Genomic DNA, 12,286 nt, shown 5'->3' on the forward strand with positions numbered 1-12,286 from the left:
TTCATGTTCCTTTCACAAAATCGGACATAACCTTCTTGGACGGGTCAAGCCTGGCGCTGGTTCAAACTGCCGACTCACTCGGTAAAAGTCAATGAGTGCTGCATGTCGAAACTTTCGCCTACGCTTTTGTTGGATCCAACAGATTCATTTTAATGTCATCGATCCTTCTGTCCCGAGGTGCCCATGAGTCAGGCTTTTCTCCCCTTTTCCCGCCCCAGTATCGGCGATGAAGAAATCGCTGCTGTAGAGCAAGTATTGCGCTCTGGCTGGATCACTACGGGGCCGAAAAACCAGCAATTAGAAGAGCAATTCGCCAACTATGTCGGCTGTCGTCATGCCGTTGCACTTTCTTCGGCCACCGGCGGGATGCATATCACGTTACTGGCAATGGGAATTGGTCCGGGCGATGAAGTGATTACACCGTCCCAGACCTGGGTGTCCACCGCCAATATGATCTGCCTGCTGGGCGCCACGCCGGTGTTCGTCGATGTCGACCGCGACACGCTGATGAGCGACCTGGAGAGCATCGAAGCGGCCATCACGCCACGTACTAAAGCCATCATCCCGGTGCATTACGCCGGCGCCGCCTTTGACCTCGATCCGCTCTATACACTGGCTGACAAACACGGGATCGCTGTTATCGAAGACGCCGCCCACGCGGCAGGCACCTTCTACAAGGGTCGTCACGTCGGCGCAACAGGCACGGCAATCTTCTCGTTCCACGCGATCAAGAACATGACCTGCGCCGAAGGCGCGATGTTTGTCAGCGACGATGAAGCGCTGGCCAACCGGGTACGCATGCTCAAGTTTCACGGTTTGGGGGTTGATGCCTACGATCGCCTGACCCATGGCCGTAAACCCCAGGCCCAAGTGATAGAACCAGGTTTCAAATACAACCTGGCCGACATCAACGCTGCCATCGCCCTAGTGCAACTTGAGCGCCTTGACGACATCAACGCCAAGCGCACCGAGCTGGCTCACGCCTATCTGGAACGCCTCGAAGGCACAAAGGTGCAACCGCTGTTCATCCCGCCCTACCCGCAACAGCACGCCTGGCACCTGTTCATCCTGCGCATCGACGCCGAGCGCTGCGGACTTGACCGCGAAGCGTTCATGAAGGCTTTGCAGGAACAGAACATCGGCACCGGGATTCATTTCATCGCGACCCACCTGCACACGTATTACCGCCAGCGTTTCCCCAACATCTACCTGCCCAACACCGAATGGAACTCGGCGCGGCTGTGCTCGATTCCGCTGTTCCCCGACATGACCCTCGATGACGTCAATCGTGTGGTCGACGCCATTGAACACACCCTGGACAGACGCCTGTGAAACCCTATCCGATCCGTTGCGTATCGATCGTCATCCCGGTCTACAACGAGCAAGACAGCCTGCCCGAATTACTGCGGCGCACCGAAGCGGCGTGCCAGCAGTTACACCATGACTATGAAATCGTGCTGGTCGACGACGGCAGCCGCGACAACTCGGCGCAAATCCTCGAGGACGCCGCCAATCGCGAGTGCAGCCCGGTGGTGGCAGTCATTCTCAACCGCAACTACGGCCAGCACGCGGCAATCATGGCCGGNTTCGAGCAGTGCCGGGGCGAGGTGGTCATCACCCTCGACGCCGACCTGCAGAACCCGCCCGAAGAGATCCCGCGCCTGGTGGAACAAGCTGCCCTGGGTTACGACGTGGTGGCAACCGTGCGTAACAACCGCCAGGACTCGGCCTTCCGCCGCTGGCCTTCGCGCCTGATCAACCTGGCGGTGCAACGCTCCACCGGCGTGGCCATGACCGACTACGGCTGCATGCTGCGCGCCTACCGCCGCACCATCGTCGACGCCATGCTCGCCTGCCGTGAGCGCAGCACCTTTATTCCGATCCTGGCCAACGGCTTTGCCCGGCACACGACGGAGATACTGGTGATGCACGCCGAACGTGAACACGGCGAATCCAAATACAGCCCCATGCGTCTGGTCAACCTGATGTTCGACCTGCTGACCTGCATGACCACCACCCCGCTGCGCCTGCTGAGCATCGTCGGTTTCAGCCTGGCGGCGCTGGGCATGCTGTTTGCCACTGCGCTGATTGTCCTGCGCCTGGTCTTCGGCGCCAGTTGGGCCGGCGACGGTACGTTCGTGCTGTTCGCCGTGCTGTTCGTGTTCACCGGCGGTCAATTCATCGGCATGGGCCTCTTGGGTGAATACCTGGGCCGCATGTACAGTGACGTGCGCGCCCGCCCACGGTTCTTCGTCGAGAAGGTCCTGCGTAGCCATCCCGCCACGCCAGCCCCCGTTGTCACCGTTGACGGCCTCACTTCCATTTCTTCCGATCAGGTCCTCCCATGAGCGCAAAAGCTGTTGTCTTCGCTTATCACGATATTGGCTGTGCAGGCATTGAAGCCCTGCTGACCGCCGGCTNCGAAATCGCCGCCGTGTTTACCCATGCCGATGATCCGAAGGAAAACGCCTTTTACGGCTCCGTAGCGAAACTGTGCGCGAGCAGAGGCATCCCGGTTCACGCCCCGGAAGATGCCAATCATCCGCTGTGGATCGAGCGCATCAGCAAGCTGAACCCGGATTTCATCTTCTCGTTCTACTACCGCAACCTGCTGAGCGAAGCCCTGCTGGCCACCGCCAAAAAAGGTGCGTTCAACCTGCACGGTTCGCTGCTGCCGCGCTATCGTGGCCGCGCCCCGGCCAACTGGGTGCTGGTAAACGGCGAAACCGAAACCGGTGTGACCCTGCACCGCATGGTCAAGCGTGCCGACGCTGGCGCGATCCTCGCCCAGCAACGGGTGGCCATTGACCGCAGCGACACCGCGCTGAGCCTGCACGGCAAATTGCGCGAGGCCGCCATCGACCTGCTTCGCGATGCCTTGCCGGCGCTGCTTCAAGGCACAGTCAGCGAAACCCCGCAGGACGAATCCGACGCCACGGTGTTCGGACGTCGCACCGCCGCCGACGGCAAACTGGTCTGGAAAAAACCGGCCGAAGAACTGTTCAACCTGGTGCGTGCCGTCACCCAACCCTATCCGGGCGCGTTCTGCGCCGTGGGCGAACACAAGCTGATCGTCTGGAGCGCAGAAGTCGCCAAGGGCAACGAAGGCCAGGCACCGGGCCGGGTGATCAGCGTCGATCCGCTGCGCATTGCCTGCGGCGAAGACTCTTTGGTGATCACCGCCGGCCAGCGCAACGACAACGGCTTGTACCTGAGCGGCCCGCAACTGGCCAACGAACTGGGGCTGGTCGACGGTTCCGTACTGCGCGGCGCCGAGTCCGGCCGCAAGCCACGTCGTACTCGCGTACTGATCCTGGGTGTGAACGGTTTCATCGGTAATCACTTGTCCGAGCGGCTTTTGCGCGACGACCGATACGAGGTGTACGGCCTGGACATCGGTTCCGATGCCATCGACCGCCTGCGCAGCCACCCGAACTTCCACTACGTGGAAGGCGACATCAGCATTCACTCCGAGTGGATCGAGTACCACATCAAGAAGTGCGACGTGGTCCTGCCGCTGGTGGCCATCGCTACCCCTATCGAATACACCCGTAACCCACTGCGCGTGTTCGAACTGGACTTTGAAGAGAACCTGAAACTGGTTCGCTACTGCGTCAAGTACAACAAGCGTGTGATCTTCCCGTCGACCTCCGAAGTCTATGGCATGTGCCAGGACCAGTACTTCGACGAAGACACCTCCAACCTGGTGGTTGGCCCGGTCAACAAGCAACGCTGGATCTACTCGGTCTCCAAGCAACTGCTGGACCGTGTGATCTGGGCTTACGGCGACAAAGGCCTGAACTTCACCCTGTTCCGTCCGTTCAACTGGATGGGCCCGCGCCTGGACCGTCTGGACTCGGCACGTATCGGCAGCTCCCGNGCCATCACCCAACTGATCCTGAACCTGGTGGAGGGCACGCCGATTCGCCTGTTCGACGGCGGCGAGCAGAAACGCTGCTTTACTGACATTGCCGACGGCATCGAAGCCCTGGCACGCATCATTGATAACGACAACGATGTCTGCAATGGCCAGATCATCAACATCGGCAACCCGGAAAACGAAGCCAGCATTCGTCAGCTGGGCGAAGAGCTGCTGCGTCAGTTCGAAGCTCACCCGCTGCGTAGCAACTTCCCTCCGTTCGCCGGTTTCCGCGACGTAGAGAGCAAGGCGTTCTACGGCACCGGTTACCAGGACGTGGCGCACCGCAAGCCAAGCATCGAAAACGCCAAGCGCCTGCTGAACTGGGAGCCAACCGTTGAGATGAGCGAAACCATCGGCAACACGCTGGATTTCTTCCTGCGCGAGGCCATGCTCGAAATGGCCGAGCACTCCAAAGAAGAATCACGCTGATGCAGGCAGGCCTTCGAATCGATGTCGACACTTACCGGGGCACCCGTGAGGGGGTGCCGCGACTGCTGGAAATCCTGGATGAAGCCGGGGTGAAAGCGACGTTCTTCTTCAGCGTTGGGCCGGACAACATGGGGCGCCACTTGTGGCGCCTCATCCGTCCGCAATTCCTGTGGAAGATGCTGCGTTCCAATGCCGCCGGGCTGTATGGCTGGGATATCTTGCTGGCCGGCACCGCCTGGCCGGGNAAACCCATCGGTCGCGACCTCGGGCACCTGATGCGACAGGCCCGGGATGCGGGCCATGAGGTCGGGCTGCACGCCTGGGATCACCATGGCTGGCAGGCCAATGCCGGGCGCTGGAGTGACGCGCAGCTGATCGAACAGATCCGCCTGGGCGTGGACACCCTCAGCGACATCCTCGGGCAAAAAATCGAGTGTTCGGCGTCTGCCGGTTGGCGCGCGGACGAGCGCGTGATCGAGGCCAAGCAAACGTTCGGCTTTCGCTACAACAGCGATTGTCGAGGCCAAGGCTTGTTCCAACCGAGATTGGCCGGGGGCGGCTTGGGGGCACCGCAGATTCCGGTGGACCTGCCGACCTTCGATGAAGTGGTCGGCCCTGTCGTCGCAGCCAAGGACTTCAACGGGTTCATCCTCGATCGATTCACGCCTGAAAAACTCAACGTCTATACGATCCACGCCGAAGTAGAAGGGATTCTGATGGCCAATGATTTTCGTCGACTGCTGGCCGATGCGCGCCAACGTGGCATCGGCTTCAAACCCTTGGGCGATCTGCTGCCCGACGCCCCGAGCGCCTTGCCAACGGGCCGTGTCGTGCGCGGCACGCTCGAAGGCCGGGAAGGCTGGCTGGGAGTGCAAAGCGCATGAGCAAACGCTGGGGATTGCCGCTGCTGCTGGGGATTTTCCTGTTGGCGTATCTCTTGCCGTTGGGCAGCCACGGCTTATGGATTCCTGACGAAACCCGCTACGCGCAGATCAGCCAAGGCATGCTTCTGAGCGGCGACTGGGTGTCGCCGCATTTAATGAGCCTGCGTTATTTCGAAAAGCCGGCAGCCGGATACTGGGTGATTGCCGCCAGCCAGGCGCTGTTTGGCCAGAACCTGTTCGGTGTGCGCTTTGCATCGGCGCTGAGCATGGGCCTGAGTGTGTTGCTGTGTTTCCTGGTCGCCCGGCGACTGTGGAACGAGCCGCGCAAAAGCTTTGCCTGTGCATTGCTATACATGAGTTTAACGGTGGTGGCGGGCCAGGCCGGTTACGCCAATCTCGATCCGCAATTTACCTTCTGGGTCAATCTGAGCCTGGTCGCTTTGTGGTTCGCGCTGGACAGCGCCCGCCGTGGCCCGCGCCTGATCGGTTGGGCCGTGTTGGGCCTGGCCTGCGGCATGGGGTTCATGACCAAGGGCTTTCTCGCCTGGTTGTTGCCGGTGCTGATCGCCCTGCCCTTCATGATTTGGCAAAAGCGCTGGCGTGAGCTGCTGGTCTATGGCCCCGTGGCGGTTGTCGTGGCCATCGCGGTGAGTCTGCCGTGGGCGCTGGCGGTTCACGCGCAGGAACCCGATTACTGGCGGTTCTTCTTCTGGCACGAACACATCCGTCGCTTTGCCGGTGACGACGCCCAGCATGATGCGCCGTGGTGGTTCTATTTGCCGTTGCTCGTGGCGTTCAGTCTGCCATGGGTGGCGTTGTTGCCGTCGGCGCTGCGCCAGGCGTGGCAAACCCGCGGGCAAGCCAGCATCGGTTTTCTGCTGCTGTGGCTGCTGATGCCGCTGCTGTTTTTCAGCCTGAGCAACGGCAAACTGCCGAGCTACATCTTGCCCTGCCTGCTGCCATTGGCACTGCTGATGGGCCACACCCTGGCCGACCGACTCAAGCTGGAGCAAGGCAGGGTCCTGGGCATCAATGGTTTGCTGAATTTGCTGCTGGGCGTGATCACCCTGCTCGCCCTGGTCTACCTGCAACTGAAAAAGCCGTTGTACGACCATGAACTGCACAACCTGGTGCTGGTGTTCATCGGCCTGATCGGCTGGATCATGGCCAACCTGCTTCAAGCCTTCAGGCCCCTGCAATGCTGGGCTGCACCGGGCTTCGGCAGCCTGCTGCTGATCGGTCTGCTGCCCGCCGGGCTGCCCGACTCGGTGGTGGCCAACAAGATGCCCGACCAGTTCATCCTCCATCACGCCGATGAACTGGCGCAGACCGGCAAGCTGCTGAGCAACGATCTCGGCGCCGCTTCGGCCCTGGCCTGGCGCCTGAAGCGCCCGGACGTGGCGTTGTACAACACGATAGGCGAATTGAAATATGGCCTCGCCTATTCAGACTCGGTGCAGCAGCGCGTCGACCTCGATCACGTTCAACAGTGGATGCACAAGGCCCGGCAGAACGGCTCGGTCGGCGTGGTCATGCGGGTCAAGGGTGAGGACGAGCTGCAAGAAATTGAACGACTGCCCAAGGATGGCAAGCGCTATGAAGAAGGCAATCTGGTGATTCTGATCTTTCCACAGGGCGCGTCATGAGCCTGCTTCTGTTATTGGTCGCGTGCCTGCTGACCTGTCTGGGCCAGATCGCCCAGAAGTACGCCGTCGAGAGCTGGCGGGCGAAGCCGTCGGCCTGGGGCGAGAAACTGCGTTCGCCGTGGTTGTGGCTGGCACTCGCTGCGCTGGGGTTGGGCTTGCTGGTCTGGCTACTGGTGTTGCAGCGCCTTGAAGTCGGTATTGCCTACCCGATGCTGAGCCTGAATTTTGTGCTGATTACCCTGATCGCCCGGTTTGTCTTCCACGAGCCCATCGACCGCCAGCACTGGCTGGGCGTGGCGCTGGTGATCGGCGGTGTGGTTCTGCTGGGGCAACACGCATGAGCCTGCGTCGCGGAATCACCTTCGCCATGGGCAGTGTGCTACTCGGCAGCGCGGCGCAGTTGGGCATGCGCTGGAGCATGACGCGCCTGCCGTCCCCCGAACATCTACTGACTTCCAGCGTCGATCCGGCGGCGGTCACCGTGGTGCTGGGGGCGATTCTGGCCTACGTCCTTTCAATGGTGTGCTGGCTCGGCGCCCTCAAGCATTTACCCCTGGGTCGCGCCTATTCGCTGCTCAGCATCAGCTACGCGCTGGTGTACCTGCTGGCGGCCAGCCTGCCGGTGTTCAACGAAGCCTTCAGCCTTACAAAAACCCTCGGGGTGGCTTTGGTCATGCTCGGGGTCATCACCATCAACTCACGTCCAGCGCGCGCGCCCGAACTCAGGAGTGCCTCATGAAAATCAGTGTATTTGGTAGCGGTTACGTTGGCCTGGTGCAAGCTGCCGTCCTGGCGGAAGTCGGCCATGACGTGGTTTGCATGGACATTGACGAGAAAAAAGTCGAATTGCTGCAACAGGGCCACGTGAGCATTTTCGAACCGGGGCTGGCCAGTCTGGTGCGTGAAAGCCTCGAAGCCAAACGCCTGCAATTCACCACCGACGAAAAACTTGCGGTGCAGCATGGTCAGGTGCTGTTTATCGCGGTCGGTACACCGTCCCGGGACGATGGTTCGGCGGACCTGCGCTACGTGTTGTCGGTGGGCGAAGCGGTGGCGCGACATCGTGAGCAGCCGGTGATTCTGGTGGAGAAGTCCACGGTGCCGGTGGGCACGGGTGACACCTTGCGTGCGCATATCGACAAGAGCCTGATCAAGGTCGGCCGCTTGTTGCAGTTCGATATCGTCTCCAATCCCGAATTTCTGAAGGAAGGCTCGGCCGTGGCGGACTGCCGGCGCCCGGACCGGATCGTCATCGGCTGCGACAGCGATGAGGTGCGCGATGTGATGCGCGACCTGTACGCGCCGTTCAATCGCAACCACGACCGCATCATCTTCATGGACCTGCGCAGCGCCGAACTGACCAAGTACGCCGCCAACTGCATGCTGGCNACCAAGATCAGCTTCATCAACCAGATCGCCGAGCTGGCCGAACACCTGGGTGCGGACATCGAAGCCGTACGCCTGGGCATCGGCGCCGACTCACGAATTGGCTACCACTTCATCTACCCGGGTTGCGGCTACGGCGGTTCGTGCTTCCCCAAAGACATGCGCGCCCTGATCCACAGCGCCAAGGAAGCCAACTGCTCCAGCGACCTGCTGGAAGCGGTCGAAGCCATCAACCAGCGCCAGAAGAGCAAGCTGTTCGAACGTATCAATGCTTACTTCAAGGGCGACCTGCGCGGCAAGACCTTCGCCNTGTGGGGCCTGGCCTTCAAACCCAACACCGATGACATGCGTGATGCNCCGAGCCGNGTGCTGATGGAAGCCTTGTGGGCCGCCGGCGCCAGCGTGCGCGCTTTCGATCCGGAAGCCATGCAGGAAACCCAGCATTTGTATCCCGACGAGTCGAAGTTGATGTTGCTGGGCACACCGGAGTCCGCCTTGAGCGGCGCCGATGCGCTGATCGTCTGCACCGAATGGCAGCAGTTCAAGGCCCCGGATTTCGAGCTGATCCTCGACCGCCTGAAAAACCCGGTGATTTTCGACGGGCGCAACCTGTACGACGCCGAACGGCTGGCACGCAGTGGTTTCCTGTACTTCCCGATGGGGCGCGGTGAGTCGCGCAAACTGCCGATTCCGCATCAGCAGTGGCCGGCGGCTCAGGTGGTTGCTTGATTGCATTGTCACAATCCNTCCGCAACCAGTCGCTGGGGCTTGGGCTCCTTGCACTGGTGCTGTTTATCGTCGGCAATTGGCACCAGGCCATCATCGGGTTCGACTCGCGCTTCTTGGTGTTTGCTCAGGAGATGCTGCGCCATGGGCCGAGCTTCTTTCCCACCACCTATGGCCAGCCCTACGCTGACTACCTGGCGACCTCAACACTGCTGACGTGGCTGTTGTCCTTGCCGTTCGGCCAGGTCACCAGCCTGACGGCATGGCTGCCTACGTCTATCGCGTCAGCGCTGATCGTAACCCTGGTGTATCGCCTCACGGCGCCCTACTCCACGCGTTGGGGCCTGTTGAGCATCGCGATGTTGCTGCTCAGCAGCACCTTCATCAGTGAAACCCGTGCGGTGTCCCTGGACCTGATGCTCGCGGCGATCGCCTTTGCAGTGTTCTATCTGGGTTATGCAGCGGACCACTTTTCGGCACCCCGGCGCTGGCTGCTGATTTTCGCCCTGTTGCTTCTGGGCTTTGCGGTTCGTGGCCCGATCGGGCTGGTGGTCCCGACTGGCATGCTGTGCAGTTATTGGCTGCTTAACCGCCAATGGCAGCGGCTGTTCGGCTTCGGCCTGACGGCGGCGGTGCTGCTGGCCGCAAGCGTCGGCACGTTGTTATGGCTGGCCGAAAGCCGTGGCGGTCCCCTGTTCATGCAGGATGTCGTGCGCATGCAGTTTCTGGGGCGAATGGACGGCAGTGAAGGCGTGAGCGGTTCGCTGTATTACTTCACCGGATCGCTGGGCAACTATGCGCTGGCGTATCCGTTGGCGCTGCTGGTGTTGGCGGCAGTCTGGCTGCCCCATCAGCGCCAGGCAGGTCCGGCGCTGCGCCTGTTGCAGTACTGCACGGCGGCGGCGTTGATCGTGATGGTCGGACTGTCGATTCCCCAAGCAAAAAAGGCCCGCTACCTGCTGCCGATGTTGCCCATGGCCGCGATCATTGCCGCGTACCCGTTCCAGGTGGCGGGGGGGCGGGTTTTCGTTTGGTTGCGCGGATTGATGCAAGGAGTGTGGTTGTTGACGCCCTGCGTATTGATCGGCGTGTTGCTGTACGCCCATCGACGGTTTCCCGAGCAACTGACCTCGATCACTTCGATGCTGATCATCCTCGCCGCGCTGCAAGTGCTCGCGCTGGCCACGCTTTTCAGGCCCCGATGGCGGGCACAGACCTTGGCGTTTTGCGCGGTTCTGGCGTTGTGGTCGGTCTACATTCTGGTGTTCGAACCGGTCGAACGCCGGCTATACGACACCCAGACGTTCAGCCGCGCGGCCTTTGCGCTCGTGCAAAACGATCCGGCGCCGCTGGTATTGCATGGCATGGGTAAAGACGCGAAGGCGATCAAGTTCATGGTCAATATCGACGAGGACTTACAGCCGCTGTTCACCGAATCGATTCAGGAGCTGGAACAGCTTCAACTGCCGGCGTGGTTGATGATGGACGCGCGTGACTATCGGGCCTTGCAAGGCACGCCGTTCGCAGCCGTGCCGCCGGTGTTAAGCGAGCCTGCTTTTGTGGCGAGGGGGCTTGCCCCCTCGCCACAGGAAGCACTCGAACCACAAAGCAGGCTAGTCAGCTGCTACAGTCGCCCGTATGAATTTTATTGTCCGCCGTGCCCAATTTTCCGACGCCGCCGCCCTCCCCGCCATCGAGCGTTCGGCGGCTGAACTGTTTCGCGATGACCCTTCACTGGCCTGGCTCGCCGATGCTCAGGTACCCGATGCTGAACACCATCATCCACACCATGATTGTTTTTTCCGTGATTACTGACTTTGCAGATATTGATTCTATTATTCGCAGAATAAGGGGCGGGACTTGTTATATCGGCTTATCAATTTATCTTTTGCGCATGGGCTTTGAAACATTGGGGGCTGCACAATTGAGCCCACGTTTAAAAGCCGTATTAAACAACGAACTGGCCAACGGCTTACCCAGCGAACGCCGTTGTGCAATGCGTTTCAACCTTAGACGGGCGCCTTCAGATCCACACCCAGCGCCCGCGCAAACGCCTTGACCAGCGGACTGCGCACGGTGTTGTGCCGCAGGATCAGATTGAACGGCGTGACGATGCTGATCAGGTCCGGGCGCACGGCGCGAAGTTGCCCCTGCGCCACCATCGACGCGGCGTAATGCTGCGGTAGAAAACCCACGAAACGCCCGGTCTTGATCAGTAATGCCACGGCTTCCACCTGGGTCGCCGAGGCTGAGAAGCTGTCGTAGTGGGCGAAATTCAGTTTGTCGCGATGGATCGCGTAGCGGTGGTTGATGAACTCGTAATCCTTGAGTACGTGGCTGCCGATTTCGGCGTCCGGCATCGAGAACAGCGGATGACCGACCGCACAGTAAACCTCCGAGCGTTCCTCATAAAGCGCGTAGTAATCAAACTCTTCGCGCTTCTGATAAACCGGAACAATGCCTGCCACTAACCGCCCCTCTACCACGCCTCTTTCAACTTCATCCAGTTGCGACGCCTGAAGTTGAAACCTTACTTTCGGTGACTCTTCATTGATTTTTCTAAGCGCGGCAACTAACGGTGAATTATCGTCGGAGATTGTATTGTCAATAACACCTACTCCAAGGTCGCCGACAAGTTCATTCTGCGCCGAACTAAGCCGATCACGAAAGTTGTCGACCGAGGCAAACAAGTCGATGGACGCCTGGTACACCAGACTGCCTTCTTCGGTCAGGTGAAAGCCTTCGCGGCCNCGTGTGCACAGGCGCATGCCGATGCGGATTTCGAGGTCGGAAATCTGTTTGCTGATGGCTGCCAGCCCCACATTCAGCTCGTTCTGGGCAGCACTGAAGCCTCCGGCCTCGACCACGGCCTTGAACACTTTGAGCAGTTTGAAATCCAGGCCGCTGAGGGCCAGTGGCGCCCGATGCGACGCTTTCGGTGGCGGGTTTCCGGAATTGGAAAGTGGGGTTTCCATAATGCTTATTTACCTCTGGCGCCCTATTCAACACTCTGTGTCCAACAACAAAAATAGTGCTGGTAAATAATAATGAACACAGAAAACCAGACTTGGCAACCGCTAATAATCCCCGTACTTCAGTGCCAACTCACTGATTTCGAACCATTAAAAGCTGACACTTCGATCAGTTCTCGCCACTTCGTAACTGCCCCTATTGAAACTGCTTTGGCCTGACCACGCCCGGTTGATTTTTTAACGATCCCGGCATGGGTTCCAGGCCCGGCATACCGATTTCAGTTCGCTTTACCGACGAGGAAAACAACAATGTCTCAAACC

Annotated in this window: 10 protein-coding genes and 1 pseudogene; 10 read left to right on the forward strand and 1 reads right to left on the reverse strand. The window is 60.1% G+C overall.

Annotated features, from left to right (window positions below; all coding sequences use genetic code 11):
* Positions 1-183 precede the first annotated feature (183 nt).
* The 10 genes and pseudogenes from arnB (at position 184) to B7L09_RS31905 (ending at position 11,052) form a co-directional block, all read left to right on the forward strand.
* The gene (gene arnB, locus B7L09_RS02170; protein WP_094467516.1) at positions 184-1,332 is read left to right on the forward strand and encodes a UDP-4-amino-4-deoxy-L-arabinose aminotransferase; all 1,149 of its coding nucleotides are present in this window, start codon (positions 184-186) and stop codon (positions 1,330-1,332) included.
* Positions 1,329-2,348 (forward strand): undecaprenyl-phosphate 4-deoxy-4-formamido-L-arabinose transferase, encoded by a 1,020-nt coding sequence (gene arnC, locus B7L09_RS02175; RefSeq protein WP_094467517.1) that lies wholly within the window; start codon positions 1,329-1,331, stop codon positions 2,346-2,348. Before arnB ends, arnC begins: the two co-directional genes overlap by 4 nt.
* Positions 2,345-4,351 (forward strand): bifunctional UDP-4-amino-4-deoxy-L-arabinose formyltransferase/UDP-glucuronic acid oxidase ArnA, encoded by a 2,007-nt coding sequence (gene arnA / locus B7L09_RS02180; RefSeq protein ID WP_094467518.1) that lies wholly within the window; start codon positions 2,345-2,347, stop codon positions 4,349-4,351. The genes arnC and arnA overlap by 4 nt, the downstream gene beginning before the upstream one ends.
* Entirely contained in the window at positions 4,351-5,235 is an 885-nt protein-coding gene (gene arnD / locus B7L09_RS02185) for a 4-deoxy-4-formamido-L-arabinose-phosphoundecaprenol deformylase (RefSeq protein WP_094467519.1), read from the forward strand. Before arnA ends, arnD begins: the two co-directional genes overlap by 1 nt.
* Complete coding sequence (gene arnT, locus B7L09_RS02190) at positions 5,232-6,881, forward strand: lipid IV(A) 4-amino-4-deoxy-L-arabinosyltransferase (RefSeq protein ID WP_094467520.1); 1,650 nt, start codon at positions 5,232-5,234, stop codon at positions 6,879-6,881. Before arnD ends, arnT begins: the two co-directional genes overlap by 4 nt.
* Positions 6,878-7,222: a 4-amino-4-deoxy-L-arabinose-phosphoundecaprenol flippase subunit ArnE gene (gene arnE / locus B7L09_RS02195; RefSeq protein ID WP_094467521.1), complete on the forward strand. Its 345-nt coding sequence runs from the start codon at positions 6,878-6,880 to the stop codon at positions 7,220-7,222. The genes arnT and arnE overlap by 4 nt, the downstream gene beginning before the upstream one ends.
* Complete coding sequence (arnF, locus tag B7L09_RS02200; RefSeq protein ID WP_094467522.1) at positions 7,219-7,620, forward strand: 4-amino-4-deoxy-L-arabinose-phosphoundecaprenol flippase subunit ArnF; 402 nt, start codon at positions 7,219-7,221, stop codon at positions 7,618-7,620. Before arnE ends, arnF begins: the two co-directional genes overlap by 4 nt.
* Positions 7,617-8,996 carry a UDP-glucose dehydrogenase family protein gene (locus B7L09_RS02205; RefSeq protein WP_094467523.1) on the forward strand — a complete coding sequence of 460 codons (1,380 nt, stop codon included), beginning with the start codon at positions 7,617-7,619 and terminating at the stop codon, positions 8,994-8,996. Before arnF ends, B7L09_RS02205 begins: the two co-directional genes overlap by 4 nt.
* Positions 8,993-10,540, forward strand: a pseudogene (locus B7L09_RS02210) (ArnT family glycosyltransferase); the annotation flags it as partial. The gene B7L09_RS02205 and the pseudogene B7L09_RS02210, both read left to right, overlap by 4 nt.
* Before the next feature lie 218 nt (positions 10,541-10,758).
* On the forward strand, positions 10,759-11,052 hold the full coding sequence (locus tag B7L09_RS31905; protein ID WP_176457655.1) for a hypothetical protein: 294 nt from the start codon (positions 10,759-10,761) through the stop codon (positions 11,050-11,052).
* On the opposite strand, the gene B7L09_RS02220 is transcribed toward B7L09_RS31905, so the two are convergent.
* A complete protein-coding gene (locus B7L09_RS02220; protein ID WP_094467524.1) occupies positions 11,003-11,968 on the reverse strand; it encodes a LysR family transcriptional regulator in 966 nt (321 codons plus the stop codon). The two genes, B7L09_RS31905 and B7L09_RS02220, sit on opposite strands and share 50 nt — an antisense overlap.
* Positions 11,969-12,286: the final 318 nt, after the last annotated feature.

The sequence above is a fragment of the Pseudomonas mandelii genome, from assembly GCF_002251635.1.
Classification (GTDB): Bacteria; Pseudomonadota; Gammaproteobacteria; order Pseudomonadales; family Pseudomonadaceae; genus Aquipseudomonas; species Aquipseudomonas mandelii_B.